We start from the raw sequence: 26,321 nt of genomic DNA, 5'->3' as shown, positions 1-26,321 counted from the left end.
ATGCGCCCAGAACGTCTCGGCCTGCTGGCCCTGCTGGTGGTGACCGCGGTATGGGGGACCACCTTCCCCGCGATGAAGCTGCTGTCCGCGCAACTCGACGCGCTCCAGATCATCTGGCTGCGGTTTGCCATTGCCCTGCTCGTGCTCGCGCCGCTGTGGCGCGGCATGCTGCGCCATGAGTGGCTATGGGGCTGCGCGCTGGGCCTGCTGATGTTTTTCGCGTTCTGGCTGCAGGTCGAGGGCCTGGCGCGCACGAGCAGTAACCGCAACGCCTTCGTCACCGGACTGAACGTGCTGGGGGTTCCGCTGCTCGCCATGGCGCTGCTTGGCCGGCGCTATGGCTGGCGGCTGTGGGCCGCCTGCGCCATGGCCTGCGCGGGAATGGCGCTGATGTTCCACGAGGACGCGCCCTGGAGTCGGGGCGATACGCTCACGCTCGCGAGCGCCGTGTTCTACGCCCTGTACATCCTGGCGCTCGAAGAATGCGCGCGCCGCACCCTGGCGCGGCCGCTGCGCGCCAGCCGCATGGCCGCGGCGCAGGCCACGGTGATGGTGCTCACGGCCACGCTGCTGCTGTTCGCGCGCGACGGCACAATGCGCGGGCTCGCGTCGGCGGGCGCCCTGCCCCCGTCCGCCTGGGTCGCCCTTTTGTACCTGGGCCTGTTCGCCAGCGTCGTGGTGGTGACGCTCCAGGCCTGGGGCCAGCAGCGCGTGGACGCCATGCGCAGCGCCATCGTGTTCGGTCTGGAGCCCGTGGTCGCCGCCCTGACCGCCTGGGTCCTGCTCGGCGAGCAGCTGGGCTGGGCAGGTCTTGGCGGAGCGGCGTTGATCGTCGGGGCGCTGGTGTTCAGCCAGATCCGACCCCGCGCGAGACCCGGGATGCATTCCCCATGAGCCGCTGCGCGTCTGGCCGCGCTCAAGGCTCCACGAGCGGCACGTCGGCCGCCAGGCGGGGTTTGCCGATGGGCGCCGTGGCCGCGCCTTTTTGCACGGCGAGCATATCTTCCTCGCTTGGGTACTCGCCCAGCAGCCAGTAGTCGAACACCCGCCGTGCGATGGGCGCGGCAACGCCGGCGCCCCAGCCCGCGTTCTCCACGAGCACCGCGAGTGCGATGCGCGGTTCATTCGCCGGGGCGAACGCTATGTAGAGCGCGTGGTCGCGCTGCTGCTCCTGCAGCCGGGCGGCGTTGTACCGGTCCTTCTGGCCGATCGACACGGCCTGCGCGGTGCCCGTTTTGCCGGCCGACAGATAGCGCGCGCCGGCAAATGCGCGCGCCGACGTGCCCTCCTGCGTCACGCCGACCAGCGCACGCCGCACCACCTCCAGGTTCTCGGGTCGGTAATGCAGGTCGACGACCGGTTCGCGGGCCAGCGGACGGCGCTCCTGCGTGACCGCGTCCAGCGTGGCGATGGCCAGATGCGGCCGGTGGCGCAGCCCCGCGTTCGCCAGGGTGGCCGTGGCGTGCGCGAGCTGGAGCGTGGTAAAGCTGTTGTAGCCCTGGCCAATGCCCAGCGAGATCGTCTCGCCGGCGTACCACGTTCCTTGCCCGGGGCGGCGGTAGGCGTTGCGCTTCCACTCCCGGCTGGGCAAAAGGCCGCGCAGTTCACCGTGCAAATCGATCCCCGTGAGCTGGCCAAAGCCGAGCGGCTGCATGAAGTCGTGCATCAGGTCCACGCCCATGTCGTTGGCCAGCGCGTAGTAGTACACGTTGCTCGACTGCACGATGCTGCGGTGCATGTCGACCGCGCCCAGGCCATGGTCGCTGTGGCTGCGAAAGACATGCCCGCCGAAGCTCCAGGAGCCGTTGTCCTGCGTGATCATCGACGGCGTGCGCTTGCCGCTTTCCAGCGCGGCCAACGCCATGAAGGGCTTGTAGGTGGAGCCGGGCGGGTAGGTGCCGCGCAGCGCGCGGTTGAGCAGCGGCTTGTCCGGGGACTCGTTCAACGCGGTCCAGTTTTCGACGTCGATTCCCTCGACGAACAGGTTGGGGTCGAAGGTCGGCTTGCTCACCAGCGCCAGCACCTCGCCGGAGCGTGGGTCGATTGCGACCAGCGCCCCGCGGCGTGCGCCAAAAAGGTCCTCGACCAGCTTTTGCAACCGGATGTCGAGCGCCAGCAGCACCGCGTCGCCGGGGGTCGCCGGGTAGCTGGACAGGCTGCGCACGGCGCGCCCGCCCGCGGAGGTTTCCATTTGCTCGACCCCGGTGCTGCCGTGCAGGACGGGCTCGAAGCTCTGCTCGATTCCCAGCTTGCCGATGTATTCCGTGCCGCGGTAGTTGGCCTCGTCGTCCGAATCCTGGATGCGGGTCTTCTCGTTCTGGTTGATGCGCCCGATGTAGCCGATGGCGTGGCTTGCCACTTCGCCCAGCGGGTAATTGCGAAACAGCCGCGCCTTGATGTCCACGCCCGGAAAGCGGTAGCGCTGCGCAGCGAAGCGCGCCACTTCCTGTTCGCTCAGGCGCGTGCGGATGGGCAGCGACTCGAAGTTGCGCGCCTGCTCCAGGAGTTGCTTGAAGCGCCGGCGGTCCCGGGGCTGGATCTCCACGACCCGGGACAGTTCGGCGATGGTCTCGTCGAGATCGCCCGCCTGCGCGGGGGTGATCTCCAGCGTGTAGGCCGAGTAATTGCTCGCCAGCACCACCCCGTTGCGGTCCAGGATCAGCCCCCGGCCGGGAACGATGGGGACGACCGCCGTGCGGTTGCTCTCGGCCTGCGCGGCCAGGTCTTCGTGGCGCAGAACCTGCAGAAAAAAGAGCCGCCCAGTCAGCACGCAGAACGCCGCCAGGGCCACGATGCCGACCGCCAGCGCGCGCATCCGAAAGCGCGCGGCGTCGGCCAGGCTGTTGCGCAGTTCGGTCATGGGTAGCGGCGCAGGGTCACGGGATTGCCCATCGAAGTTCCCATCACAAAGGGCGGCTCTGATCGCTGTCGGGCGGGCGACGCTGCGGCGCCAGCAGTACCCAGCTGGCCAGCGGCCACAGCAGCGCCTCCAGCACCGGTGCCAGAAAGCCCGTCAGCCCCGGAAAGATTCCGCCGCCGGCCATGCGCAGCAGGAGCTCCCCGGTGTGCGCCAGGGCAAACAGCGGGAACACCTGCAGCGCCTGCAACGGCACGCTGAACCACAGCAGGCGGCGGTGCATGGCGATGGCGCCGAAAGACAGCAGGGTGTAGGACAGCGCATGCTGGCCGAGCAGCGCGGACTGGTTCACGTCCATGCACAGCCCGAGCAGGAAGGCTGCGCCCATGCCAACGCGCAGCGGCTGGTGCACGCCCCAGAAGACGAGCAGCAGCATGAGCAGGTCGGGCATCCAGACGACGCGCCCCAGCGGCAGCATGTTGCCGGCCAGCCCCGCGACCAGGCTGGCGACCACGAACACCGGATTCACCGGCAGCAGCAGGGGTTCGCCGCGCGGCATGATCATCGCGGGCCACCTTGCGCAGTGGGTCTGCGGCCGGTCATTTGTTGCGTCTCCCGCGCCGGGCCGCGGCCGCGGGTTCGGGCCGCGGCAACCCGCTGTCCGCCAGCGGCTGGAGCACCAGCACGTGGCGCGCGCCCTGTACCTGCGCCAGCGGAATGCAGTACACGCGCGCGAACGCCGAGTCGGCCTGGCGCTCCACACGCAGCACCCGCGCCACGGGCAGGCCCGGCGGGTACAGGCCGTCAACGCCGCTGGTGGTCAGCAGGTCGGCCTCGCGCAGGTCGGCACTCGCGGGCATGAAGCGCAGTTCCATGCCGCCATGCCCGGCCACGGGGTCGCCGTAGGCCACCGCGCGCGCGCCGGTGCGCACGTTGAGCACGGGAATCGCTTGGTCGCGATCCACCAGCAGGCTGACCTCGCTGACCAGCGGAAAGACGCGCTTGACCTGCCCCAGGACGCCGGCCTCGTCCATCACCGGGGAGCCGGCTTGCACGCCGTCCATCTGCCCCCGGTCGATCACCACGCGGCGCGTGTAGGGGTCTGCCGTGTCGTAGATCACCTCGGCCGCGTGCGCCGGGGTGCTGAGGCGGTCGCGCAAGGCGAGCAGCTGGCGCAGCCGGCTGTTTTCCTGCGCCAACTGCTCGGCTTTGTGCGCGCGCTGCCCCATCAGCGTCATCTTCTTGTGCGCGGCGTCGAGCGCCTCCTGCGCCGTCTGCAGCGACTGGAAATAGCCGGCGCCGTGGTCGGCGAATTCCACCGGCTTGAGCATCAGCCACTGCACCGGGTAGAGCACGGTGGCGACGATCTGCCGCAGGTTCTCCGCGAGCTGAAAGCGCGTGTCGGCGACCATCAGGAACAGCGTCAGCGCGCTGTACAGCGCCAAACGCGAAAGGTCCGACGGGCCTTGCTTGAAGAACGGGGGAGCGTTGCGCTCCAGGGTGCCCTGCGGCATCGCAACGCTCAGTATCTGCCGCGGGCCAGCGATTTTGCCGGCGCCGGCGCGGGGGGCAGTGCAGCGGGGGCGGTCATGCCGTTTGGGGCGCAGCAGCCTGCACGCCGGATCACTCGCTCATGAAAATGCTGCCCTGGCGGTCCATGCGTTCGAGCGCAATGCCGCAACCGCGCACCACGCAGGTCAGCGGGTCCTCGGCTGCGAGCACGGGCAGTCCCGTCTCCTCGGCGAGCAGGCGGTCCAGGTCGCGCAGCAGCGCACCGCCGCCGGTGAGCATCATTCCGCGGTCGGCAATGTCGGCGCCCAGTTCGGGCGGGGTCTGCTCGAGCGCGTTCTTCACGGCCGAGACGATCTGGTTCAGCGGGTCGGTGAGCGCTTCGAGCACCTCGTTGCTCGAGATGGTGAAGCTGCGCGGAACGCCCTCGCTCAGGTTGCGGCCCCTGACCTCCATCTCGCGCACCTCGGAGCCGGGGAAGGCCGAGCCGATGTTCTTCTTGATGGCCTCGGCGGTGGGCTCGCCGATGAGCATGCCGTAGTTGCGCCGGATGTAGTTGATGATGGCCTCGTCGAACTTGTCGCCGCCCACGCGCACGCTGCCCTTGTAGACCATGCCGCCGAGCGAGATCACGCCCACCTCGGTGGTTCCGCCGCCGATGTCGACGACCATCGATCCGCTGGCCTCCGACACCGGCAGGCCGGCGCCGATTCCGGCCGCCATGGGCTCCTCGATCAGGTACACCGCGGTGGCGCCGGCGGCTACGGCGGCGTCCTTGATGGCGCGGCGCTCGACCTGGGTGGAACCGCAGGGAACGCAGATGATGATGCGCGGGCTGGGCGAGAACAGCGTGCGCGGATGCACCATCTTGATGAACTGCTTGATCATCTGCTCGGTGATGACGAAGTCGGCGATCACGCCGTCCTGCATGGGACGGATGGCTTCGATATTGCCCGGCACCTTGCCGAGCATGGCCTTGGCCTCGCGGCCCACGGCCTGTATCACTTTCTTGCCGTGGGGCCCGCCTTCGTGGCGGATGGCGACGACCGATGGTTCGTCGAGCACAATGCCCTTGTCGCGCATGAAAATGAGGGTGTTGGCTGTACCAAGGTCGATGGCAAGATCGGTGGAGAAATACCGACGGAAGGCTCCGAACATTCAAAAATCCTCTCGGGCACGGCATGCACGTCGGCCTGCCATCGCCGGGTTGGCGGGGTCAAAATACCGTTTCTTCACACACAATGACCGGCAGGTGGGGGCTATTGCTGCAAAGCAGGGATAATACTCCATCCCCCTGTGAATAACCCCCGGCAATGCGGCCCGGATCGCTGTTTGATCGCTTGAGAATCCCCGCATCTGCCCAGTTTCTTCTCCCCATGGCACTGACCTCCCAGGACATAGCCCGCATCGCCCAGTTGGCTCAGCTCGATCTGACGTCCGCCGAAAGCGCGCGCATGCTGACCCAGCTCAACGGCTTTTTCGACATCGTGGAAAAGATGCGCGCCGTGGACACCACGCAGCTCGCGCCCCTGACGCACCCCGTGGCCGCCATAGGGGAAGTGGCCCTGCGGCTGCGCGAGGACGTCGCCAGCGAGCCCGACCAGCGCGCGGCCAACCAACGCAGCGCGCCGGCCGTGGAGCGCGGCTTGTTCCTCGTTCCCAAAGTCATCGAATGAGGCCCGCATGAGCAGCTGCACCAAGGCCCTGCACGATCTGGGCGTCGCCGAACTCGCCGCAGCCCTGCGCGCGCGCCAAGTCTGCGCCGTCGAAGTTGCGCAGCATTTCCTCGCGCGTGCCAAATCGCAGAGCGACTTGGGCGCCTACGTGGCGCTGAACGAGGAGGCCACGCTGGCGCAGGCGCAGGCCGCCGACGCGCGCATCGCGGCCGGCACCGCGGGGCCGCTGGAGGGTGTTGCGCTGGCGCACAAGGACATCTTCGTCACGCGCGACTTCCCGAGCACCGCCGGCTCCAGAATGCTCGCGGGCTACCGCTCCCCGTTTGACGCCACCGTGGTGCAGCGGCTCGCGCAGGCCGGCGCAGTGACCTTGGGCAAGCTCAACTGCGACGAGTTCGCGATGGGATCGGCGAACGAAAACTCCGCCGTCGCCCCCTGGGGCCACGCCGGCCCGGCACCGGTGCGCAACCCCTGGGACCGGCGCCGCGTGCCCGGCGGCTCGTCGGGCGGCAGCGCCGTCGCCGTGGCCGCGCGCCTGGCGCCGGCCGCAACGGGCAGCGACACGGGCGGATCGATCCGCCAGCCCGCGGCGTTTTGCGGAATCACCGGAATCAAGCCGACCTACGGCCGGGCGTCGCGCTACGGAATGATCGCCTTTGCCTCCAGCCTCGACCAGGCCGGCCCTATGGCGCGCTCGGCAGAGGATTGCGCGCTGCTGCTGTCGGCCATGTGCGGCCCCGACCCCGACCGCGACTCCACCTCGCTCGACCGGCCCGCGGAAGACTTCGGTCGCGCACTTGGCGACTCCATCGAAGGACTGCGCATCGGCGTCCCGGCCGAGTTCTTTGGCCCCGGCCTGGCGCCCGACGTGCGCGCCGCCATCGATGCGGCGCTGAAGGAATACGAAAAGCTCGGCGCCAAACGGGTTCCCGTCAGCCTGCCGCGCACCGAACTGTCGATCCCGGTGTACTACACCATTGCCCCGGCCGAGGCCTCGTCGAACCTGAGCCGCTTCGACGGCGTCAAGTTCGGCCACCGCGCGAAGGACTACACCGACCTGGCCGACATGTACCGCAAGACCCGCGCCGAAGGCTTTGGCGCCGAGGTCAAGCGCCGCATCATGATGGGCACCTACGTGCTCTCGCACGGCTATTACGACGCCTACTACCTGCAGGCGCAAAAGATCCGCCGCATGATTGCCGACGACTTCCAGAACGCCTTCAGGCACTGCGACCTGATCGCCGGCCCGGTGGCCCCGACCGTGGCCTGGGAAATCGGCGCGCATGGCAACGACCCGCTGGCCGACTACCTGGCCGACATTTTCACGCTGCCCGCATCGCTCGCCGGACTCCCCGGAATCAGCCTGCCCGCCGGCCTTGGCGCAGACGCAATGCCCGTGGGGTTGCAACTGATCGGCAATTACTTTGGCGAAGCGCGCCTGCTGAACGCGGCGCACCGCCTGCAACAGGCCACTGATTTTCATCTGCGCCAGCCTGGTGCAGCGTGAGTCCGCCATGGATACGGATGATGATTACCCGGACGCGGCAAAGCGCCATCTGCACGATGCGCAATGGCTCCTTGCCCAAGCGCGTTTGGCAAATGCCAGCCATCTGTCCGGATTGTCGGCTGAATGTGCGCTCAAGGCCATTGCCAAAGCCAAACGCTTTGACGGAACCAAGAAGGTGCATATTCCAGGGATTTTTTCAGAATTGCAAAACCTCTCTTCAGTCGGCGCAGGCAATCCGGATTTGGTCAGCAAAATCGCAGCACTCCAGACGAAGTTCGCCGATTGGAACGTAAACCAACGTTATGCCCCACAGAACAAGTTCACGATCGCCAGGACTTCGGAAGAATGTGCTGGCGCCCATGCTGCCTGTCAGCTGATGACCAACTACGGTGAGGGAGTGGTATGAACTGGATGGAGCGGTTGCTGGATTGGGAATATGTGGAAGGTGCTTTCGTTGAAGCTATCAGGGAAAACCCGCAAAGCGATGATTTAAGAGCCCTGCTGGCCGGCGAGGCGCTGATCCTCGTGCGCAACTGGTACGGACAACTCGTGCTGCTGCTGCCATGCCACAGGGACGAACTGGAGCGCTCTCCCTGCGGCCCGCTCATCGATGCATTGAAAGAAAAGGCCGGCCCTCTTGCGCTATCACCGTGGACACTGTGTCGGGATGAACTGTTTGATGCCGAGTCCTATTGGGCTGATCCATCCCTTTTGCAACTCTTTGGCGTGGAACTGCTGCTGCTCGAACGCCAAGACAAGGAGCGGGATTGGTTGACGCCCACAGACAGCAAAACAAACACGGCCCATGCGGCAAAGCGCTGCGTATTCTTTAGCGTCAAGGGCGGGGTGGGCCGCAGCGCTGCGCTCACCATGCTCGCCATTGCGTGCGCGCAGCGTGGCCGACGCGTGCTGGTGGTCGATGGCGACTTTGAATCCCCCGGGCTTTCGTCCAGTCTGTTGCCCCGCGGCGATGGGCAACCGGCTTACGGCGTCATCGACTGGCTCACAGCGCAGGCCCTGGGCGCGGACCCTGAGGCGTTGGAGCGCATGGCGCGGGAGCATACGGTGGAATCGAGTCCGCTCAACGCGCGGCTTGCGCTGCCGGGTGAGATATTGGTCGCGCCGGCTTACGGAAACCACACCCAAGCCTACGTCGCCAAACTGGCGCGCATCTACCGGCAAAGCCCGGACGGCAAAGCGTACGCACGGCGAATCAACGATTTTCTGTTGGCAACGGAAAAACAACACAGGATCGACGTCACGCTTTTTGATTGTCGCGCAGGGATTGACGACACGGCGGCCGTCGCCATCACGCAATTGCAAGCGGACATATCGTTTCTGTTTGCAATCAACACCAGCCAAACCTGGGATTCCTACGGCCTGCTTTTCAAGCATTTGCAACGCAATCGTGCCTTGTTTGCCTCCACCAATTCTGAGGCAGATGACGAACCATGGGAACTCCGGCGCAGCCTGCGCCTGGTCTCCGCGCTCACCCCGCAAGAGCATGGGCCTTACGTGGGCTACTGGGATGCCTTGCAGCAAAATGCCTACACCACCTTTTCCGAGATCTATGACGAAGATTCAGGCGAAGATTCAGACGAAGATCCGCAAGCATTTGCCCCGGCCCCTGACGATACCGACGCCCCGCATGCGGCTTTGTGTATCAAGTGGGTCGATGCCCTGCGCGCATTCAACCCTCTGGCCGAACCAGGGCAGTTGACTGACCCACTCAACAAGGCCGCTTTTGATGATTTCCTGGGCCCCGCCATGGCGCTTTTGGGATGTGTGAGCAGAGATGGCCGTTGAAACACACACATTAAGCGTTCAGCAACGAACCGCGTTGCGCGAGGAGTTGCGCAAAGCGCTTCAAACCATTCCGACCGATGGTTCTACGGACGACTGGAGCGATGTCTACGTTCCCCTATCCCATCAACAGGCGTTAAACCCTGAGCGCATGCTTGTCGAAGGCATGCGGGGAGCGGGAAAATCTTTCTGGACGGGGGTCTTGGCCAATTCTGATTTGCTGAACAAGCTTGGCCGTCACCGTATCGGAACCGATCTTCAAGATGCGCTGAGGGGCATCAAGGAAAGCCATGCCATTAAATTGGACGCCCCAGCGGCAAAAGCAAATTTCCCCAGCCCGGTCGAACTGCCTCTATTGCGGGCTTTGCCAGGCGTTACGCCAGAAACGATTTGGAGCGTCGCCATTCTCTTGCTTTTCGTTCCGGACCCGGCGCTTGGCATGCCCCGGTCAACCGATGCACACGATCCTTGGCAAGCGCCGATGGCGTGGGCGGGGCAGCATCCCGGCCGGATTGCGCGCGCACTGGATTTGCTCGACGAGCGACTTACATCATCCAAGGAAACGGCATTGGTGGTTTTCGATGCGCTGGATCGGGCATCCAACGAACTGACTCAAGTGTCCGAAATGACCGCAGGGCTCTTGCGCGTCATGCTCCAACTCCGGTTTGCCAAGGGACTGCGCTTGAAGGCTTTTATTCGCGAAGATATTCTGGCGCAGGCGGGACCGGTGGTGGACGGGTCCAAACTGCTCAATAGTAAAGTGACTCTGCAGTGGACCCAAGCGGATCTGTACGGCTTGGCCTTCTATCGGATCGCGCAACGCTCGGACAAGTTCAGAGCTTTTTTTTCGCGCGTCGCCGGAATTTCATGGAGATCCGATGGTGGGCGTTACGAATGCAATGATTCTGCCGATGAGCCAGACAAGCAAGAGAAGCTATGGCGTGCGCTCGTTGGAGATTACATGGGAAAAACCGCCACCAAGGGACATAGTTACCGCTATATCTATAACCACCTGAGCGACGGCCTTGGCAGGGTCGCACCAAGGACTTTTCTGACCGCTTTGAGGGCGGCGCTTGAATCGGCATCAACACAATATTCCGATAAGCCGCATGTGATTCATCATGAAGCCATCAGGGACGGTGTGCGTGATGCCAGCACAGCGCGTGTCACGGAGTTGCATGAGGAATACCAGTGGATTGCCCCGGCCCTGCAATGCATCAAGGATCAAAAGAAAACCATTCCCATCGATAAAGAGGAGTTGGAAAAAATCTGGTTGCAAAACAAGGCCAGCGTTTTGCAGAAGATAGAGTCCATGCGGGACAAGGCACTTGTTCCATGGCAGAACGGCGCGCCAAATTCGGAAAGAATGGAGCGATTGCTCGCAACCCTGGAGCAAATCGGCATTGTCAGACCACGGAAGAAGAATGGGAACGAGCGCATCGAACTGCCCGACATCTATCGCTTGGCCTACAAAATCGGCCGCCATGGCGGCATTTCCACGCAAAGAAAGCCAAAATCATGAGCGCCACCCCGTCAGTCCGCGGCTACGAGGTCGTTATCGGCTTTGAGACCCATGCCCAGCTTGCCACCCAAAGCAAGCTCTTCAGCCGCGCGCCCACGGCCTTTGGCGCTGCGCCGAATACCCAGGCCTGCGCGGTGGATCTGGCGCTGCCCGGCACGCTGCCCGTGATGAACCGCGCCGCCGTCGAATGCGCCATCAGGCTGGGGCTGGCGCTGGGTGCGCGCATTGCGCCGGTGAGCGTTTTTGCGCGCAAGAACTATTTCTACCCTGACCTGCCCAAGGGCTACCAGATCAGCCAGTTCGAGATTCCGGTGGTGCAGGGCGGCGCGGTCGATTTCTTGCTCGGTGCGGAAAAAAAGACCGTGCGCCTGGTGCGCGCGCATCTTGAAGAGGACGCGGGCAAGTCGCTGCACGAGGACTTCGTCGGCCAAAGCGGAATAGACCTGAACCGAGCCGGAACGCCGCTGCTGGAGATCGTGACCGAGCCCGACATGCGCTCGTCCGAAGAGGCCGTGGCCTACGCCCGGGAGTTGCACCGGATCGTGACCTGGATCGGCATCTGCGACGGCAATATGCAGGAGGGGAGCTTTCGCTGCGACGCCAACGTCTCGGTGCGCAGGCCCGGCGAACCCCTGGGAACGCGCCGCGAGATCAAGAACCTGAACAGCTTCAAGTTCATGCAGCAGGCGATCGACTACGAGGTCCGCTGGCAGATCGCGCAGATCGAGGACGGCCACGCGATCCGGCAGGCCACCGTGCTGTTCGACCCCGACAGCGGCGAGACCCGCGCGATGCGCAGCAAGGAGGACGCTGCGGACTACCGCTACTTCCCCGACCCCGACCTGCCGCCGCTGCATATCCCGGAGCAGTGGGTGCAGGAGCAGCGTGCGCGGATGCCCGAATTGCCGCGCAGCATGGCGGCGCGTTTCGTTGCCGACTATGGGCTGCCCGAATACGACGCCGCGACGCTCACGCAGAGCCCGGGCCTGGCCGCCTGGTTCGAGGCCGTCGCCCTGGCGAGCGGCCAGGCCAAGCTGGCGAGCAACTGGATCATGGGCGAGGTCTCGCGCCGCCTGAACCAGGCGGAGATCGGCATCGGGCAGGCCCCGGTGTCCGCGGCGCAACTGGCGGCGCTGATTCGGCGCATCGCCGACGCAACGCTCTCCCATAGCGCCGCCCGGCAGGTATTCGACGCCCTGTGGTCCGGTGAATCCGCAGACGTGGACGCGCTCATTGCCGCCAAGGGCCTCGCGCAGATGAACGACAGCGGCGCGCTGGAGCAGATCGTCGATGCGGTCATCGCTGCGAACGCCGAGAATGTGGCGCAGTTTCGTGCGGGCAAGGTGAAGGCTTTCAACGCGCTCGTGGGCCAGGTCATGAAGGCCAGCCAGGGCAAGGTCAATCCGCAGCAGGTGAATGAGCTGCTCAAAACCCGGCTCGCCTGAGCCGCACGCCCAGCGCGCCCATCATTTCGCCACCATGCAGTCCGCACCCCGCACCAGGGTGCAGCGGCGCCCCGTGCACGGGGTGCTGCTGCTCGACAAACCGCTCGGCCTGTCGAGCAATGCCGCCCTGCAGAAGGCGAAATGGCTGCTGCGCGCCGAAAAGGCGGGCCATACCGGAACGCTGGACCCGCTGGCCAGCGGCGTGCTGCCGCTGTGCTTTGGCGCGGCGACCAAGTTCAGCCAGTTGCAGCTGGACGCGCCCAAGACCTACGAGGCCATCGCGCGGCTGGGCGTGACCACGGCCACCGGCGACGCCGAGGGCGCCGTGCTGCAGCGCCGCGAGGTGGACCCGGCGCAGCTCACGGCCGAGCGGCTGGCCGCCGTGCAGCAGCGCTTTACCGGCCCCATCCACCAGCTGCCGCCGATGCACAGCGCGCTCAAGAAGGACGGCCGGGCGCTGTACGAATACGCGCGCGCGGGCGTCACGCTCGAGCGCAGCACGCGCGAGGTCGTCGTCCTGGCGCTGAAACTGACGCTGGTGCAGAGCGAGCCCCCGTCCGCAGATCTGAAAATAGTCGCCAGCTGCAGCAAGGGAACCTATATCCGCACGCTCGCCGAGGACATCGGCGCGGCGCTCGGTTGCGGGGCGCACCTGGTGTTCCTGCGCCGCACCGCCAGCGGCGGCATCGGCGTCGAGGGCTGCATCACGCTGGAGCAGTTCGAGGCCCTGCCCGAGGCCGCGCGCCTGGCCCGGTTGCAGGCGCCCGAGTCGCTGCTCGCCGGGCATGCGCGTGTCACGCTGGACGGCGAGAATGCAGCGCGCTTCCTGTCGGGCCTGCGCCGCCGCGGGCCCTGGCCGAACGCCCGTGCGGTCGCGGTTTTTGGCGACAATCCCCGGTCCCTGCTGGGAGTGGGCCATATCGCGGGCGGGGAGCTGATTCCCGACAGGCTCCTGAGTCCGCTGGAAATCCGACAAATCTTGCAAGGCAGTCCGCAACCCGAAGCGGGTGTTCTGTCCGGCAAATAGCAGCACGCAATGAAACTGCTATTTGCGGGGCAGGACGCCCGCAGCACATTGGAAAAAACATGACGACTCCACAAATTCGCAATATCGCCATCATCGCGCACGTCGATCATGGCAAGACGACCATGGTCGATCAGTTGCTGCGCCAGTCCGGCACCTTCGCCGAGCACGAGAAGGTCGTCGATACGGTGATGGACAACAACGCCATCGAACGCGAGCGCGGAATCACCATCCTGGCCAAGAACTGCGCCGTGAGCTGGGAGGGGACGCACATCAACATCGTCGATACCCCCGGCCACGCGGACTTTGGCGGGGAGGTGGAGCGCGCGCTGTCCATGGTTGACGGCGTGCTGCTGCTCATCGACGCGCAGGAAGGCCCCATGCCGCAGACCCGCTTCGTGACGAAGAAGGCGCTGGCGCTGGGGCTCAGGCCCATCGTGGTGGTGAACAAGGTGGACAAGCCCGGCGCCAATCCGGACAAGGTCGTGAACGCCGCGTTCGACCTGTTCGACAAGCTCGGAGCCAGCGACGAGCAGCTCGACTTTCCCGTGGTCTACGCATCCGGAATCAACGGCTGGGCGTCGCTCGAAGAGGGCGCTGCCGGCGAGCAGTGGGGCCCCGACATGTCGGCCCTGTTCAACACCGTGCTGCAGCATGTGCCGGCGCAAACGGGCGACCCGGCGGCGCCGCTGCAATTGCAGATCTCGGCGCTGGATTTTTCCAGCTTCGTCGGGCGCATCGGCGTGGGCCGCATCGGCCAGGGGACGATCCGGCCCGGGATGGACGTGCTGGTCATGGAAGGCCCGGAGGGCAAGAGCGCCAAGGGCCGCGTGAACCAGGTGCTGACCTTTCAGGGGCTCGACCGCGTCCAGGTCAGCGAGGCGGGCCCGGGGAACATCGTGCTCATCAACGGCATCGTCGACATCGGCATCGGCGTGACGGTCACCGACCCCGTGAGCCCCGCCCCCCTGCCCATGCTCGAGGTTGACGAGCCCACGCTGACCATGAACTTCTGCGTGAACACCAGCCCGCTCGCCGGCCGCGAGGGCAAGTACGTGACCAGCCGCCAGATCTGGGACCGTCTGCAAAAAGAGCTCCAGCACAACGTGGCCCTGCGCGTGAAGGAGACCAAGGAGGACGGCATCTTCGAGGTCGCAGGTCGCGGCGAATTGCACCTGACCATCCTGCTGGAAAACATGCGCCGGGAAGGCTATGAACTCGCGGTTTCCAAGCCCCGTGTGCTCTACAAGGAAATCAACGGCGAGAAATGCGAGCCCATCGAACTGGTGACCGTGGACATCGAGGAAAGCCACCAGGGCGGCGTGATGCAGGCGCTCGGCGAGCGCCGGGGCGAGCTGGTGAACATGGAGCCCGACGGCCGGGGCCGCGTGCGTCTGGAGTACCGCATCCCGGCGCGGGGCCTGATCGGCTTTACCAACGAGTTTCTGAACCTGACGCGCGGCTCCGGCCTGATCGCGAACATCTTCGACCGCTACGAGCCGCACAAGGGCGAGATCGGCGGGCGCAAGAACGGCGTGCTGATTTCCATGGACGACGGGGAAATCTTCACCTACGCGCTGGGCAAGCTCGACGACCGGGGGCGCATGTTCGTGCGCGCGAACGACCCGGTGTACGAGGGCATGATCGTGGGCATCCACAGCCGCGACAACGACTTGGTGGTGAACGCCACGCGCACCAAGCAGCTGACCAACTTCCGCGTCTCCGGCAAGGAGGACGCGATCAAGATCACCCCGCCGATCGACCTCACGCTGGAATACGGCGTGGAGTTCATCGACGACGACGAGCTGGTCGAAATCACGCCCAAGTCCGTGCGCCTGCGCAAGCGCCATCTGACCGAGAACGAGCGCAAGCGCGCGGGCCGCACCTAGCCTCGGGGCTGGCCCATGCCGAAACTCACGCATTCGCGCGCGGTGTTCCTGATGGTCGTGGTGGCCCTGATGTGGTCCATCGCGGGCGTGGTCACGCGCCACCTGGAGCACGCGCGCAGCTTCGAGGTGACGTTCTGGCGCAGCCTCTTCACGCTGCTGTCGCTGCTGCTCATCCTGCCAGCGCTGCAAGGCCGGGCGGTGTTTGCGACGCTGCGCCAAAGCGGCCGCGCGCTGTGGATCTCGGGCCTGTGCTGGAGCGTGATGTTTACCGCGTTCATGGTCGCGATCCTGCTCATGCCGGTGGCGAACGTGCTCGTCACCATGGCCGTGGGGCCGCTGCTCACGGCGCTGTTTGCGCGCGTCCTCATCGGCCACCGCATCGCGCCGCGCACCTGGGTGGCGATCGTGCTCGCGGGCGTCGGCATCGCGCGCATGTACGGATCGCAGATGGCCGGCCTGCCGCTGGCCGGGACGCTGGTCGCGCTGTGCGTTCCGGTGGCCGCAGCCATCAACTGGACGGTGGTGCAGCATGCGCAGCGCCACGGCCAGGCGGTGGACCTGGTGCCGGCGGTGCTCGTGGGCGCGGCGATCTCGGTCATTGCCATGCTGCCGCTGGCCCTGCCGCTGCGCGCCTCGCTGCACGACCTGGGCCTGCTGGCCTTGCTGGGCGTGGTGCAATTGGCCATTCCCTGCGTTCTCGCGGTGCGCTGCGGGCGCGTTCTCAAGGCGCCCGAGATGGCGCTGCTGGGCCTGCTGGAAGTGATCTTCGGCATCCTGCTGGCCTGGTTGGGCGCGGGCGAGGAACCCAGCATGGCCGTGCTCACGGGCGGCGCGCTGGTGATCGGCGCGCTGGTTTTGAATGAAATTCTGGGCTGGAGGGAGCAGAGATGGCAGAGCCGCTCGTTGCAGAGGTCCTGAGCGAGGTGCGCGCCCAACTGGGGTTCATCACGCTGAACCGCCCGCACGCGCTGAACGCGCTGTCGCTGGGCATGGTGCGCGAGCTGACGCGCGTCCTGCGGGCCTGGCAGGACGACGCGCGCGTGCTCGCGGTGGCGCTGCGCGGCAGCGGCAAGCAGGGGCCGTTCGGCGTCTTCTGCGCCGGTGGCGACATCCGCTTTCTGCACCAGGCCGGCAGCCAGGGCAACCCGCTGCTCGATGATTTCTTCACCGAGGAGTACACGCTCAACCACCTGATCCACAACTACGCCAAGCCCTGTATCGCGTTCATGGACGGCGTCGTGATGGGCGGCGGAATGGGAATCAGCCAGGGCGCCGCGCTGCGCGTGGTGACCGAGCGCACCCGGATGGCCATGCCCGAGACGGCCATCGGCCTGTTCCCCGACGTGGGCGGCGGCTACTTTCTGAGCCGCTGCCCCGGCCGCGTGGGCGAATGGCTGGCGCTCAGCGGCGAGAGCATCGGCGCGGGCGACGCCATCGACAACCGGCTCGCCGACGGCTTCCTCGCAGCAGACCGCCAGGCCGCCCTGTGGGACGCGCTGGGCGCGCAGCGCTTTGCCGACGGCGCGGCGGTCAGGGACTTCGTGGCTGCGCAGTTCGTGGCTCCGGGCGCGGGCCGAACGCTCGCCAGGGCCGGGATCGACGCGTATTTCTCGCTCCCCACCGTGGGGGAGATCGTGCAGGCGCTGGAAGCCGCCGACAGCGACTGGGCGCGCGCCTGCGCGGCCACGCTGCGCAAGCGCTCGCCGCTGATGCTGCACGTGGCGCTCGAGCAGATCCGCCGTGCGCGCAGCATGCGCCTGGCCGACGACCTGCGCATGGAGCGCGACCTGGTGCACCATTGCTTCCATCTGCGTCCCGGCCAGAGCGAGACGCTTGAGGGAATCCGCGCGCTGGCCGTGGACAAGGACCAGGCGCCGCGCTGGAACCCCGGCCGCATCGAGGACGTGAGGCCCGAAATGGTCGCGCCGTTCTTTGCAAGCCCCTGGCCCGCGCACGCGCACCCGCTCGCGGCCCTGGCCTGATATCCCGTCCCGCGCCCTCAGCGCCCGTGCCGCTTCATCGCGCGCTCGACCTCGCGCTTGTCTTCGCGCTCCTTGATGGTGTTGCGCTTGTCGTGCTCGGCCTTGCCCTTGGCCAGGGCGATCTCGCATTTCACGAGGCCGTTCTTCCAGTGCAGGTTCAGCGGCACCAGGGTGTAGCCCTTTTGCTCGACCTTGCCGACCAGGTGCCGGATGTCGTCCTTTTTGAGCAGCAGCTTCTTGGTGCGCGCCGCCTCGGGGTGCACATGCGTCGACGCGGTCTTGAGCGCCTGGATCTGGCAGCCGAGCAGAAACAGCTCGCCGTCGCGGATCAGCACATAGCCGTCGGTCAGCTGCGCCTTGCCCGCGCGCAGCGCCTTGACCTCCCAGCCGTGCAGCACCATGCCGGCCTCGTGGCGTTCCTCGAAGAAATAGTCGTAGGCCGCTTTCTTGTTGTCGGCGATGCGGGACGCGGGATCGGGTTTTTTGGCCATGGAGGTTTGGATGCGGCGCAGGCCGGGAGATGCATCCCTACAATTTGTCGTCGCCGCGCCAGCGCGATTCTAAATTCTCCCGGCCCGCGCGCCCTGCCGCAGGCAGCGTCTGCATGAAAACCGTCCACAAGTCCGTCCTCATCTGGTACAGCCCCGAAGAAATGTTTGCCCTGGTCACGGGGGTCGCGCACTATCCCGAGTTTCTGCCGTGGTGCGAGCGCGCGCGCGTGCTCGAGCAGACCGGGGACGGAATGACCGCCGAACTCGGAATCGCGCTCGGCGGCGTGCGCCAGACCTTCGTCACGCGCAACACGCACGAAGCGGGCCGGCGTGTGCAGATGCAACTCGTCAAGGGGCCGTTCTCGCGGCTCGACGGCGACTGGCATTTCCATCCGGTGGGGGACGGCACGCAGCGCGCCTGCAAGGTGGAACTGCGGCTCCACTACGGCTTTGACAGCAGGGCGCTGGCGGCGTTGGTGGGGCCGGTGTTCGACCGCATCGCCGCGAGCATGGTCGATGCCTTCGTCAAACGCGCGCAGCAGGTCTATGGCTGAGGGCGCCGGCAGGGCCACGGTGCAGGTCACGGTGGTGGTCTGCGTGGCCGCGCGCACGCTGCGCGAGTGGACGCTCGAACTGCCCGTTGGCGCCACGGCCGCTGACGCGCTGCGCGCGAGCGGGGCCGATGCCTTGCTGCCGCCGCAACCCGTTTGCCCAGCGCTGGGGATATGGGGCCGCGTGGTCAGGCCGGATACACCCCTGGTGCACCTCGACCGGGTGGAGGTCTACCGGCCATTGCAGATCGACCCGAAGACCGCGCGCCGCGAGCGCTTTGCCCGCCAGGGCGCGCGTGCCGCGGGCCTGTTTGCCCGCCCGCGGCCGGGAGGAGGCAGTCCGGACTGAATTCCATGCTCGCCAACCAGAGCCTGAAAGCCCGCCCCGACGGCGACATGGCGCTGAAATTCGGCTTTGGCCGGCAGGCGAACGCGATGACGGTGCGCAAGGATGCCTTTGAGTTGCACCAGTGGCTGAACAACACGATCTACTACATGAAGTCCAACGGCGAACTCGACGAGATCGCGCGCAAGTGGATCGGCTCCCCGCTGCATGAACTGCCCACGTTCTGACGGCCTCGCGCTGCCGCAGCGGCTCGGGCAAGAGCACGTTGCTGCGCTGCCTCAACGGGCTGGACTCAGCGCACGCAGTCCGAGGCGACGATTTCGTCAACGCGCTTGGCCTCCGCCGCGTAGGCGGGGCCATCGAGGAAGATGCGCTCGCCCTGGGCGTTGGCCTGGGTGATCGGTTTGCCCGCGTCGAACGCTGCCTTGGCGGCACGCGCGCGTGCGCAGTTGTCTGCCTTGGCCTTGGCGACCTTTTCCTCTTCGGCCTTTTTCTTGGCCGCTTCCGCGGCTTCGGCCTGGGCCTTTTTCTCTTCCAGTTCCTTGTCCTTGCCGTTGCCCGGCGCGCTGGCGGCCGGTTTCGCCGCGGACGCTGGCACTGGCGCGCTCTGCGCTCCCTCGGCGGAAGCCGGCGGCGCGGACGGCTGACCACCACCCGGCTGCTTGAGAATGTTTTTTTCGGGAATGTCCGCCGGAGGCGGGAGGTCGCTGAAGACCTTGTGTCCGTCCTTGTCGATCCACTGCCACTGCGTTGCGCCCACGGACCAACTGCTGGCGCAGGTGCAGGCGACGACCAGCAGGAGAAGCTTGTGCATTTGCATGCGCACGAGTGTAATCGCGCGGCCCGCCGCCCGCCAGTGCATGGACGGCGCGCAGACGACCGTGGCCGTGGCCCGCAAGCCGCCGCGCGCCGGGATTCTTCGGCCACGTTGCCTTTATGCGACGCAGGGCGCGCGGGTACAATCCGTTTTTTGGAGCCTTCTCATGCGCCTTCTCGGAAAAGCGCTCACCTTCGACGATGTGTTGCTGGTGCCGGCGTATTCCCAGGTCCTGCCCAAGGACACGTCCCTCGCGACGAAACTCTCCCGCAATATCCCGCTGAATCTGCCGCTCGTCTCCGCCGCCATGGACACCGTGACCGAGGCGCGCCTGGCGATTGCCATCGCCCAGGAAGGCGGCATCGGCATCGTGCACAAGAACCTCACGCCGCAGGAGCAGGCCGCGCACGTGGCCAAGGTCAAGCGCTACGAATCGGGCGTGCTGCGCGACCCCGTGGTCATCACCCCCGAGCACACGGTGCGGCAGGTGCTGGAATTGTCCGAGCAATTGGGAATCTCCGGCTTTCCGGTGTGCGACGCGGGCAAGGTGGTCGGCATCGTCACCGGGCGCGACCTGCGCTTCGAGACGCGCCACGACATCCCGGTGCGCCAGATCATGACGCCGCGTGAAAAGCTCATCACGGTCAATGAAAGGCAGGCAACGACGCCTGCCCAGGCCAAGGCGCTGCTCAACAAGCACAAGCTCGAACGCATCCTGGTGGTGAACGACGCCTTCGAACTCAAGGGCCTGATCACGGTCAAAGACATCACCAAGCAGACCAGCTTTCCCAACGCCGCGCGCGACGCCGCGGGCCGCCTGCGCGTGGGCGCCGCGGTGGGGGTCGGCGAGGGCACCGAGGAACGCGTGCAGGCGCTGGTCAAGGCCGGGGTGGACGCGATCGTGGTGGACACGGCGCACGGCCACAGCAAGGGCGTGATCGAGCGCGTGCGCTGGGTCAAGCGGAACTACCCGGAAATCGACGTGATCGGCGGCAACATCGCCACCGGCGCAGCCGCGCGCGCGCTGCTCGAAGCGGGCGCAGACGCGGTCAAAGTCGGCATCGGCCCGGGATCCATCTGCACCACCCGCATCGTCGCCGGTGTTGGCGTGCCGCAGATCATGGCCATCGACAGCGTGGCCACGGCGCTCGCAGGCAGCGGCGTGCCCTTGATCGCGGACGGGGGAATCCGCTACAGCGGCGACATCGCCAAGGCCCTTGCGGCCGGCGCCAGCACGGTGATGATGGGCGGCATGTTCGCCGGCACCGAGGAAGCGCCGGGCGAGGTCATCCTGTACCAGGGCCGCAGCTACAAGGGCTACCGCGGAATGGGCAGCATCGGCGCGATGCAGCAGGGCAGCGCCGACCGCTACTTCCAGGAATCGAGCACCGGCAACCCGAACGCCGACAAGCTCGTTCCCGAAGGCATCGAAGGCCGCGTTCCCTACAAGGGATCCATGGTCTCCATCGTCTACCAGATGGCGGGCGGCGTGCGCGCTGCCATGGGCTACTGCGGCTGCACAAGCATAGAAGAGATGCACCACAGGGCCGAGTTCGTCGAGATCACCGTCGCCGGAATCCGCGAAAGCCATGTGCACGACGTGCAGATCACCAAGGAAGCGCCGAACTACCGCGCCGACTGACGGGGCGCGCCTGCCGCCGGCCCCCGCTTGACCGAGCCCACCCGCCTCCGACCGGGCGCACCATGCAACACCAGAAAATCCTCATCCTTGACTTCGGTTCGCAAGTCACCCAACTCATCGCCCGCCGCGTGCGCGAGGCCCGCGTGTACTGCGAGGTGCATCCCTGCGACGTGAGCGACGAATGGCTTCGTGACTACGCGCGAGGCGGATCGCTCAAGGGCGTGATCCTCTCCGGCAGCCACGCCAGCGTGTACGAAAACACCACCGACAAGGCGCCCCAGGCGGTGTTCGGTCTGGGCCTGCCGGTGCTCGGCATCTGCTACGGCATGCAGACCATGGCGCATCAGCTCGGCGGCAAGGTCGAGGGCGGCCACAAGCGCGAGTTCGGCGCTGCCGCCGTGCGCGCGCATGGCCATACCGCGCTGCTCAAGGACATCGCCGACTTCAGCACCCCCGAGGGCCACGGCATGCTGAACGTGTGGATGAGCCATGGTGACAAGGTCACCGAGCTGCCCCCGGGATTCAAGCGCATGGCCAGCAGCGACGGCTGCCCGATCGCTGCAATGGCCGACGAGGAACGCCGCTTCTACGCCGTGCAGTTCCACCCCGAAGTCACGCACACCCCGCAGGGCAAGGCGCTGCTCGAACGCTTCGTGCTGGGCATTTGCGGCGCCCGGCCCGACTGGGTGATGCGCGAGCACATTGCCGAAGCCGTGGAGCAGATCCGTCAGCAGGTGGGCGACGAGGAGGTGATCCTGGGCCTGTCCGGCGGCGTGGATTCTTCGGTGGCCGCAGCGCTGATCCAGCGCGCCATCGGTGCGCGGCTGACCTGCGTGTTCGTCGACCACGGCCTGCTGCGCCTGAACGAGGGCGACGCGGTCATGGACATGTTCGTGGGTCAACTGCACGCGAAGGTGATCCGTGTCGACGCCAGCGAGCTGTTCCTGGGCCGGCTGGCGGGCGTGAGCGACCCCGAGCAAAAGCGCAAGATCATCGGCGGCCTGTTCGTCGACGTATTCAAGGCCGAAGCCGCCAAGCTCAAGGCGGGCGGCGCAGGCCACAAGGGCGCGAGCTTCCTCGCGCAGGGCACCATCTACCCCGACGTGATCGAATCGGGCGGCGCCAAGAGCAAGAAGGCCGCCAGCATCAAGAGCCACCACAACGTGGGCGGTCTGCCCGAACAACTGGGCCTGAAACTGCTCGAACCGCTGCGCGACCTGTTCAAGGACGAGGTGCGCGAACTCGGCGTGGCCCTGGGCCTGCCACCCGGGATGGTCTACCGCCACCCCTTCCCCGGCCCCGGCCTGGGCGTGCGCATCCTGGGCGAAGTGAAAAAGGAATACGCCGAACTCCTGCGCCGCGCCGACGCGATCTTCATCGAAGAACTGCGCAACTGCAGCGACCCGGCCACGGGGAAAACCTGGTACGAACTCACGAGCCAGGCGTTCGCCGTGTTCCTGCCCGTCAAGAGCGTCGGCGTCATGGGCGACGGCCGCACCTACGAGCACGTCGTGGCCCTGCGCGCCGTGCAGACCAGCGATTTCATGACCGCCGACTGGGCGCAACTGCCCTACGACCTGCTCAAGAAAGTCTCGTCGCGCATCATCAACGAGGTGCGCGGAATCAACCGCGTGACCTACGACCTGTCGAGCAAGCCGCCTGCGACCATTGAGTGGGAGTAATCCCACATCTCGTACAACCTCGTACGAGACGGCGTGGGCGGTATCGGCATCACTCTGGCCGAAGCGCGGGAGCGGCTGGGTGAAGCCAAGATGCTGCTCGCCGCGTTTCAGCTCTTGTGCTTGATGTAGTGTAATCAGTTGATTATTTATACTGTGGGCATGTTTACGGTCAAACTATTGCCCGAATTCAGAGCTTGGTTGAACGGTCTGGTTGATGCGAAGGTTCGTGACGTGATCATGGCGCGGCTCGATCGATTGGAATGCGGCTTGATGGGCGATGTGCAGCCTGTGGGCGATGGCGTATCGGAACTGCGCATCCATATCGGCGCGGGCTGGCGGGTGTACTTCATACAGCGCAGTACGCAGCTGATCGTGCTGCTGGCCGGTGGGTCCAAGCGTTCGCAAAAGGCCGATATCAAGCGTGCCAAGGAACTGGCGGCGCTGCTGAACAACTGACGGAGAAACGACGATGAGCCAACGTATCAGCAAACAACGCATCAATGTGGATGAACTGCCGGTGTTCGATTCCAGCGAGTATCTGGACAGCGAAGAATCCATTGCCAACTACCTGACGGACATTCTTGAAGCGCACGACACGGGCTTGTTGGCCGCCGCGCTCGGCAAGATTGCCCGCGCGCGTGGCATGACAGAAATCGCCAAGTCTGCCGGCATTACGCGGGAATCTCTGTATAGGGCTTTGCGGTATGAAAGCGAGCCGCGCTTCGATACCATCCATCGCGTTTGCGCAGCGCTTGGCGTGCGGCTGGTTGCCCTGCCTGTGGCAGTAGCAGCCTGACGCGCGGTCCGGGCGCTGACGTTTCGGGCCGGCGTGCGCAGGAGGAGCCCACGGCCCCCGTGCGGGGCGTGCAGGACAGTCTGGTCGTCCTGGCGGCGGCATACGCTGTGCGCATCCATCGCAGGAGCCCGGTCATGCGCAAGAAAAGCCAAGAAAATTTCCCAGGGCCTGACCGCTGTTGGTTGGCTGCGCAGCGGATTCATGGATTGGTCACAGTGCATGGCTACATTGCCATGTTTCTTTTTCCAACCAAGGAATCCCCCCATGTCCGACGCGCCTCCCTTTCCGAAATCCCGTCGCAAATTTTTGTACGACGCTGCGCTCGGCACGAGCGCCTGGATCGGCGCTGGCCAGCTGGCCCCCGTGCTCGCGCAGCAGCAGGGCCCTGCGATCGTGACCTCGGAGCGGCTGCGTCCGCAGGTGGGCAGCGGCGTCATGAGCGGCGACACCACGCGCGACGCGGCGATCCTGTGGAGCCGCACCGACCGCCCGGCGCGCATGGTGGTCGAGTATTCGCCGAATGAAAATTTCAAGGACGCGCGCACGCTCGTCGGCCCGGTCGCGCTGGCGCGCAGCGATTACACCGCGCGCGTTGATTTGCGCGGTCTGCCGGTGGCGCAGCGCCTGCATTACCGCGTGCGCTTCCAGGATCTGCAGCACGAATCGGCGTGGAGCGAGCCGCTTGTCGGCAGCCTGCTCATCCCCGGTGGCAGCGCGCGCGACATCTGCTTTGCGTTTTCCGGCGATGAGGCGGGGCAGGGCTGGGGCATCGACGAGTCCCGGGGTGGCTTTCGCGTGTACGAAACCATGCGGCGCTTCAAGCCGGATTTCTTCATCCATTCGGGTGACCAGATCTACGCCGACGGTCCGATCCAGGCCGAGGTGAAACTCGACGACGGCAGTCTCTGGCGCAATCTGGTGACTCCGGCGAAGTCCAAAGTGGCCGAGACGCTGGACGATTACCGCGGCAACTTTGCGTACAACCTGATGGACGCGAACAAGAAGCGCTTCATGGCCGAGGTGCCCTTTCTGGTGCAGTGGGACGACCACGAGGTGCGCAACAACTGGTACCCCGGCCAGGTGATCGGTGCGGCCGAAAAGCGCTATCAGGAGCGCGAGATCAACCTGCTGGTGCAGCGCGCGCGGCAGGCCATGTTCGAGTACAACCCGTTTCGCATCGACCGCGCCGACCCCGAGCGCGTCTACCGTTCGTTCAACTATGGTCCGCTGCTGGAAGTGTTCATGCTCGACGAGCGCAGCTATCGCGGCGTGAACTCGCCCAACCGCCAGAGCAAGCCGGGTCCGGATGCGGCGTTCCTGGGCGCGGCGCAGACGCAGTGGATCAAGCAGTCGCTGCTGCGCTCGCGCGCGACCTGGAAGCTGATCGCCAGCGACATGCCGATTTCCATCATCGTGCGGGACCTGAATCCGGACGTGCCGCAAGGCAACTTTGAGGCCTGGACGAATGCCGACGATGGCAAGCCGGCGGGCCGCGAGCTGGAACTGGCGCAGCTGCTGCGCTTCATCAAGCAGCACGACATCAGGAACGTGGTGTGGGTCACGGCCGACGTGCACTATGCGTCGGCCACCTATTACACGCCGGAAAAGGCGCAGTTCACGGACTTCAAACCGTTCTGGGAGTTCGTCGGCGGCCCCTTGCACGCGGGCACTTTCGGCCCGGGCGAGATCGACCACAGCTTCGGCCCGGACGTGCGCTACGTCAGCGTTCCGGAGGGAATGAAGCAGAACCGCTCGCCGGCCGACCAACTCCAGTTCTTCGGCATTGGCAAGATCGACGCGAAGACCCGGGCGCTGACGATGTCCTTGCACGACGTTGACGGCAAGAATCTGTTTGGCGTCGAACTGTCGCCGGAGGCCTGACCCGAACGCGCCGCAACGGGGGCCCGGCTTGGCGCGTCGGGTCCTTGATCCAGCCGCGCAGCACGCCGGCCGCGCCTTTCAGTGGCAGGTCTGCTGGCTGTTCACGATGCGTTTGAGCGCGTCGATGTCCAGGAGGCGGACATGGCGCTGATTCACCTCGACGATGCCTTCTTCCACGAACTTGGAGAAGGTGCGGCTCACCGTCTCGAGCTTCAGTCCCAGATAGCTGCCGATTTCTTCGCGCGTCATGCGCAGCACCAGTTCGGAGCGCGAGAACCCCCGGGCATGCAGGCGCTGCACGAGATTCAGCAGGAATGCGGCCAGGCGTTCCTCGGCGCGCATGCTGCCCAGCAGCAGCATCACGCCGTGCTCGCGCACGATTTCGCGGCTCATGATCTTGTGCACGTGGTGCTGCAGGGCGGTGATTTCGCGGGACAACTCTTCGATGCGATCGAACGGCATGACGCAGACTTCGGCGTCTTCCAGCGCCAGCGCGTCGCAGGTGTGGTGGTCGTTGACGATGCCGTCGAGACCGATGATCTCGCCGGCCATCTGAAAGCCCGTGACCTGATCGCGGCCATCCTCGGTGGCCACGCAGGTCTTGAAGAAACCCGTGCGGATGGCGTAAAGCGAGGTAAAGGGTTCGCCGTTGCGAAACAGCGGTGTGCCGCGCCGGATCTTGCGTCGAACGGCCACGACCTCGTCGATGCGCTGCAATTCCTGTGCGTTCAGATCCACGGGCATGCATAGCTCGCGCAGGTTGCAGTTCGAGCAAGCGACTTTCATGGTCAGCGGATTCATCGGCATGTCGGGCGCATGGGCTGGGGGTCGAATGCCGAGCATAACGTGCCCGATGCGGCGGGAGCGCGCCTGACGCTGGCGGGAGGCTGACAGGCGGGCA

At 65.9% G+C, this 26,321-nt stretch carries 26 protein-coding genes; 19 read left to right on the top strand and 7 right to left on the bottom strand.

Translation table 11 applies throughout. The features are described from left to right. A complete protein-coding gene (locus tag D5041_RS01590; protein ID WP_265283713.1) occupies window positions 1–894 on the top strand; it encodes a DMT family transporter in 894 nt (297 codons plus the stop codon). Between the two features lie 22 nt (window positions 895–916). On the opposite strand, the gene mrdA is transcribed toward D5041_RS01590, so the two are convergent. The 4 genes from mrdA to D5041_RS01570 form a co-directional block, all read right to left on the bottom strand. Continuing rightward, window positions 917–2,860 carry a penicillin-binding protein 2 gene (gene mrdA, locus D5041_RS01585; RefSeq protein ID WP_265283712.1) on the bottom strand — a complete coding sequence of 648 codons (1,944 nt, stop codon included), beginning with the start codon at window positions 2,858–2,860 and terminating at the stop codon, window positions 917–919. A 43-nt stretch (window positions 2,861–2,903) separates the two neighbouring features. Further along, window positions 2,904–3,422 (bottom strand): rod shape-determining protein MreD, encoded by a 519-nt coding sequence (gene mreD / locus D5041_RS01580; RefSeq protein ID WP_265283711.1) that lies wholly within the window; start codon window positions 3,420–3,422, stop codon window positions 2,904–2,906. A 34-nt stretch (window positions 3,423–3,456) separates the two neighbouring features. After that, the gene (mreC, locus tag D5041_RS01575) at window positions 3,457–4,371 is read right to left on the bottom strand and encodes a rod shape-determining protein MreC (protein ID WP_265282088.1); all 915 of its coding nucleotides are present in this window, start codon (window positions 4,369–4,371) and stop codon (window positions 3,457–3,459) included. Window positions 4,372–4,480: 109 nt separating this feature from the next. After that, on the bottom strand, window positions 4,481–5,524 hold the full coding sequence (locus tag D5041_RS01570; protein WP_010101427.1) for a rod shape-determining protein: 1,044 nt from the start codon (window positions 5,522–5,524) through the stop codon (window positions 4,481–4,483). A 218-nt stretch (window positions 5,525–5,742) separates the two neighbouring features. Between D5041_RS01570 and gatC the strand changes: the two genes are divergently transcribed. From gatC to D5041_RS01520, 10 genes are read left to right on the top strand one after another with little or no spacing between them, the layout of a single operon-like run. Beyond that, on the top strand, window positions 5,743–6,042 hold the full coding sequence (gene gatC, locus D5041_RS01565) for an Asp-tRNA(Asn)/Glu-tRNA(Gln) amidotransferase subunit GatC (RefSeq protein ID WP_265258549.1): 300 nt from the start codon (window positions 5,743–5,745) through the stop codon (window positions 6,040–6,042). 7 nt (window positions 6,043–6,049) lie between these two features. After that, window positions 6,050–7,549 carry an Asp-tRNA(Asn)/Glu-tRNA(Gln) amidotransferase subunit GatA gene (gene gatA / locus D5041_RS01560; protein WP_265283710.1) on the top strand — a complete coding sequence of 500 codons (1,500 nt, stop codon included), beginning with the start codon at window positions 6,050–6,052 and terminating at the stop codon, window positions 7,547–7,549. Window positions 7,550–7,556: 7 nt separating this feature from the next. Beyond that, on the top strand, window positions 7,557–7,955 hold the full coding sequence (locus tag D5041_RS01555; RefSeq protein ID WP_265283709.1) for a hypothetical protein: 399 nt from the start codon (window positions 7,557–7,559) through the stop codon (window positions 7,953–7,955). Beyond that, window positions 7,952–9,355, top strand: a complete 1,404-nt coding sequence (locus tag D5041_RS01550; protein WP_265283708.1) for a KGGVGR-motif variant AAA ATPase — start codon at window positions 7,952–7,954, stop codon at window positions 9,353–9,355. Before D5041_RS01555 ends, D5041_RS01550 begins: the two co-directional genes overlap by 4 nt. Beyond that, a complete protein-coding gene (locus D5041_RS01545) occupies window positions 9,345–10,874 on the top strand; it encodes a P-loop ATPase, Sll1717 family (protein WP_265283707.1) in 1,530 nt (509 codons plus the stop codon). The genes D5041_RS01550 and D5041_RS01545 overlap by 11 nt, the downstream gene beginning before the upstream one ends. Next, complete coding sequence (gene gatB, locus D5041_RS01540) at window positions 10,871–12,319, top strand: Asp-tRNA(Asn)/Glu-tRNA(Gln) amidotransferase subunit GatB (RefSeq protein WP_265283706.1); 1,449 nt, start codon at window positions 10,871–10,873, stop codon at window positions 12,317–12,319. Before D5041_RS01545 ends, gatB begins: the two co-directional genes overlap by 4 nt. Before the next feature lie 34 nt (window positions 12,320–12,353). Then, the gene (truB, locus tag D5041_RS01535) at window positions 12,354–13,346 is read left to right on the top strand and encodes a tRNA pseudouridine(55) synthase TruB (RefSeq protein ID WP_265283705.1); all 993 of its coding nucleotides are present in this window, start codon (window positions 12,354–12,356) and stop codon (window positions 13,344–13,346) included. Between the two features lie 59 nt (window positions 13,347–13,405). Beyond that, a complete protein-coding gene (gene typA, locus D5041_RS01530) occupies window positions 13,406–15,232 on the top strand; it encodes a translational GTPase TypA (protein ID WP_265282082.1) in 1,827 nt (608 codons plus the stop codon). A gap of 15 nt (window positions 15,233–15,247) precedes the next feature. Continuing rightward, complete coding sequence (locus D5041_RS01525) at window positions 15,248–16,150, top strand: DMT family transporter (RefSeq protein ID WP_265283704.1); 903 nt, start codon at window positions 15,248–15,250, stop codon at window positions 16,148–16,150. Then, the gene (locus D5041_RS01520) at window positions 16,120–17,214 is read left to right on the top strand and encodes an enoyl-CoA hydratase/isomerase family protein (RefSeq protein ID WP_265283703.1); all 1,095 of its coding nucleotides are present in this window, start codon (window positions 16,120–16,122) and stop codon (window positions 17,212–17,214) included. The genes D5041_RS01525 and D5041_RS01520 overlap by 31 nt, the downstream gene beginning before the upstream one ends. Window positions 17,215–17,231: 17 nt before the next feature. On the opposite strand, the gene smpB is transcribed toward D5041_RS01520, so the two are convergent. Further along, window positions 17,232–17,705 carry an SsrA-binding protein SmpB gene (gene smpB, locus D5041_RS01515; RefSeq protein ID WP_010109610.1) on the bottom strand — a complete coding sequence of 158 codons (474 nt, stop codon included), beginning with the start codon at window positions 17,703–17,705 and terminating at the stop codon, window positions 17,232–17,234. Between the two features lie 113 nt (window positions 17,706–17,818). Between smpB and D5041_RS01510 the strand changes: the two genes are divergently transcribed. From D5041_RS01510 to D5041_RS01500, 3 genes are read left to right on the top strand one after another with little or no spacing between them, the layout of a single operon-like run. Next, window positions 17,819–18,259, top strand: a complete 441-nt coding sequence (locus D5041_RS01510; RefSeq protein WP_010109613.1) for a type II toxin-antitoxin system RatA family toxin — start codon at window positions 17,819–17,821, stop codon at window positions 18,257–18,259. Then, window positions 18,252–18,605 (top strand): RnfH family protein, encoded by a 354-nt coding sequence (locus D5041_RS01505; RefSeq protein WP_265283702.1) that lies wholly within the window; start codon window positions 18,252–18,254, stop codon window positions 18,603–18,605. The genes D5041_RS01510 and D5041_RS01505 overlap by 8 nt, the downstream gene beginning before the upstream one ends. Before the next feature lie 5 nt (window positions 18,606–18,610). After that, window positions 18,611–18,829, top strand: coding sequence for a transporter substrate-binding domain-containing protein (locus D5041_RS01500; RefSeq protein WP_265283701.1), 219 nt, complete (start codon window positions 18,611–18,613; stop codon window positions 18,827–18,829). Window positions 18,830–18,894: 65 nt separating this feature from the next. Here the strand turns inward: D5041_RS01500 and D5041_RS01495 are convergent, their stop codons facing one another. Beyond that, window positions 18,895–19,422 carry a DUF4124 domain-containing protein gene (locus tag D5041_RS01495; protein WP_265283700.1) on the bottom strand — a complete coding sequence of 176 codons (528 nt, stop codon included), beginning with the start codon at window positions 19,420–19,422 and terminating at the stop codon, window positions 18,895–18,897. Window positions 19,423–19,585: 163 nt separating this feature from the next. Here D5041_RS01495 and guaB point away from each other — a divergent pair, with 163 nt between their 5' ends. From guaB to D5041_RS01470, 5 genes are all read left to right on the top strand, one after another. After that, window positions 19,586–21,061, top strand: a complete 1,476-nt coding sequence (gene guaB / locus D5041_RS01490; protein WP_265258559.1) for an IMP dehydrogenase — start codon at window positions 19,586–19,588, stop codon at window positions 21,059–21,061. Window positions 21,062–21,123: 62 nt separating this feature from the next. Further along, window positions 21,124–22,743 (top strand): glutamine-hydrolyzing GMP synthase, encoded by a 1,620-nt coding sequence (gene guaA, locus D5041_RS01485; protein ID WP_010100457.1) that lies wholly within the window; start codon window positions 21,124–21,126, stop codon window positions 22,741–22,743. Between the two features lie 159 nt (window positions 22,744–22,902). After that, window positions 22,903–23,199, top strand: a complete 297-nt coding sequence (locus D5041_RS01480; protein ID WP_265258561.1) for a type II toxin-antitoxin system RelE/ParE family toxin — start codon at window positions 22,903–22,905, stop codon at window positions 23,197–23,199. Window positions 23,200–23,212: 13 nt separating this feature from the next. Continuing rightward, the gene (locus tag D5041_RS01475) at window positions 23,213–23,539 is read left to right on the top strand and encodes an addiction module antidote protein (protein WP_010100451.1); all 327 of its coding nucleotides are present in this window, start codon (window positions 23,213–23,215) and stop codon (window positions 23,537–23,539) included. A gap of 264 nt (window positions 23,540–23,803) precedes the next feature. Then, a complete protein-coding gene (locus D5041_RS01470; protein ID WP_265282073.1) occupies window positions 23,804–25,420 on the top strand; it encodes an alkaline phosphatase D family protein in 1,617 nt (538 codons plus the stop codon). 78 nt (window positions 25,421–25,498) lie between these two features. Here the strand turns inward: D5041_RS01470 and D5041_RS01465 are convergent, their stop codons facing one another. Continuing rightward, window positions 25,499–26,221, bottom strand: coding sequence for a fumarate/nitrate reduction transcriptional regulator Fnr (locus D5041_RS01465; RefSeq protein ID WP_010100447.1), 723 nt, complete (start codon window positions 26,219–26,221; stop codon window positions 25,499–25,501). Window positions 26,222–26,321: the final 100 nt, after the last annotated feature.

The organism is Verminephrobacter aporrectodeae subsp. tuberculatae (assembly GCF_026127385.1).
GTDB lineage: Bacteria > Pseudomonadota > Gammaproteobacteria > Burkholderiales > Burkholderiaceae_C > Acidovorax > Acidovorax aporrectodeae.
The sequence above is the reverse complement of the archived record's forward strand: the minus strand, read 5'-3'. Positions and strand labels throughout refer to the sequence as shown.

Excerpts from the sequence above, each read along its gene's own strand:
- D5041_RS01590 (WP_265283713.1), top strand. The coding sequence starts at position 1 with ATGCGCCCAGAACGTCTCGGCCTGCTGGCCCTGCTGGTGGTGACCGCG.
- mrdA (WP_265283712.1), bottom strand. The coding sequence starts at position 2,860 with ATGACCGAACTGCGCAACAGCCTGGCCGACGCCGCGCGCTTTCGGATG.
- mreD (WP_265283711.1), bottom strand. The coding sequence starts at position 3,422 with ATGATCATGCCGCGCGGCGAACCCCTGCTGCTGCCGGTGAATCCGGTG.
- mreC (WP_265282088.1), bottom strand. The coding sequence starts at position 4,371 with ATGCCGCAGGGCACCCTGGAGCGCAACGCTCCCCCGTTCTTCAAGCAA.
- D5041_RS01570 (WP_010101427.1), bottom strand. The coding sequence starts at position 5,524 with ATGTTCGGAGCCTTCCGTCGGTATTTCTCCACCGATCTTGCCATCGAC.
- gatC (WP_265258549.1), top strand. The coding sequence starts at position 5,743 with ATGGCACTGACCTCCCAGGACATAGCCCGCATCGCCCAGTTGGCTCAG.
- gatA (WP_265283710.1), top strand. The coding sequence starts at position 6,050 with ATGAGCAGCTGCACCAAGGCCCTGCACGATCTGGGCGTCGCCGAACTC.
- D5041_RS01555 (WP_265283709.1), top strand. The coding sequence starts at position 7,557 with ATGGATACGGATGATGATTACCCGGACGCGGCAAAGCGCCATCTGCAC.
- D5041_RS01550 (WP_265283708.1), top strand. The coding sequence starts at position 7,952 with ATGAACTGGATGGAGCGGTTGCTGGATTGGGAATATGTGGAAGGTGCT.
- D5041_RS01545 (WP_265283707.1), top strand. The coding sequence starts at position 9,345 with ATGGCCGTTGAAACACACACATTAAGCGTTCAGCAACGAACCGCGTTG.
- gatB (WP_265283706.1), top strand. The coding sequence starts at position 10,871 with ATGAGCGCCACCCCGTCAGTCCGCGGCTACGAGGTCGTTATCGGCTTT.
- truB (WP_265283705.1), top strand. The coding sequence starts at position 12,354 with ATGCAGTCCGCACCCCGCACCAGGGTGCAGCGGCGCCCCGTGCACGGG.
- typA (WP_265282082.1), top strand. The coding sequence starts at position 13,406 with ATGACGACTCCACAAATTCGCAATATCGCCATCATCGCGCACGTCGAT.
- D5041_RS01525 (WP_265283704.1), top strand. The coding sequence starts at position 15,248 with ATGCCGAAACTCACGCATTCGCGCGCGGTGTTCCTGATGGTCGTGGTG.
- D5041_RS01520 (WP_265283703.1), top strand. The coding sequence starts at position 16,120 with ATGGCAGAGCCGCTCGTTGCAGAGGTCCTGAGCGAGGTGCGCGCCCAA.
- smpB (WP_010109610.1), bottom strand. The coding sequence starts at position 17,705 with ATGGCCAAAAAACCCGATCCCGCGTCCCGCATCGCCGACAACAAGAAA.
- D5041_RS01510 (WP_010109613.1), top strand. The coding sequence starts at position 17,819 with ATGAAAACCGTCCACAAGTCCGTCCTCATCTGGTACAGCCCCGAAGAA.
- D5041_RS01505 (WP_265283702.1), top strand. The coding sequence starts at position 18,252 with ATGGCTGAGGGCGCCGGCAGGGCCACGGTGCAGGTCACGGTGGTGGTC.
- D5041_RS01500 (WP_265283701.1), top strand. The coding sequence starts at position 18,611 with ATGCTCGCCAACCAGAGCCTGAAAGCCCGCCCCGACGGCGACATGGCG.
- D5041_RS01495 (WP_265283700.1), bottom strand. The coding sequence starts at position 19,422 with ATGCAAATGCACAAGCTTCTCCTGCTGGTCGTCGCCTGCACCTGCGCC.
- guaB (WP_265258559.1), top strand. The coding sequence starts at position 19,586 with ATGCGCCTTCTCGGAAAAGCGCTCACCTTCGACGATGTGTTGCTGGTG.
- guaA (WP_010100457.1), top strand. The coding sequence starts at position 21,124 with ATGCAACACCAGAAAATCCTCATCCTTGACTTCGGTTCGCAAGTCACC.
- D5041_RS01480 (WP_265258561.1), top strand. The coding sequence starts at position 22,903 with ATGTTTACGGTCAAACTATTGCCCGAATTCAGAGCTTGGTTGAACGGT.
- D5041_RS01475 (WP_010100451.1), top strand. The coding sequence starts at position 23,213 with ATGAGCCAACGTATCAGCAAACAACGCATCAATGTGGATGAACTGCCG.
- D5041_RS01470 (WP_265282073.1), top strand. The coding sequence starts at position 23,804 with ATGTCCGACGCGCCTCCCTTTCCGAAATCCCGTCGCAAATTTTTGTAC.
- D5041_RS01465 (WP_010100447.1), bottom strand. The coding sequence starts at position 26,221 with ATGAATCCGCTGACCATGAAAGTCGCTTGCTCGAACTGCAACCTGCGC.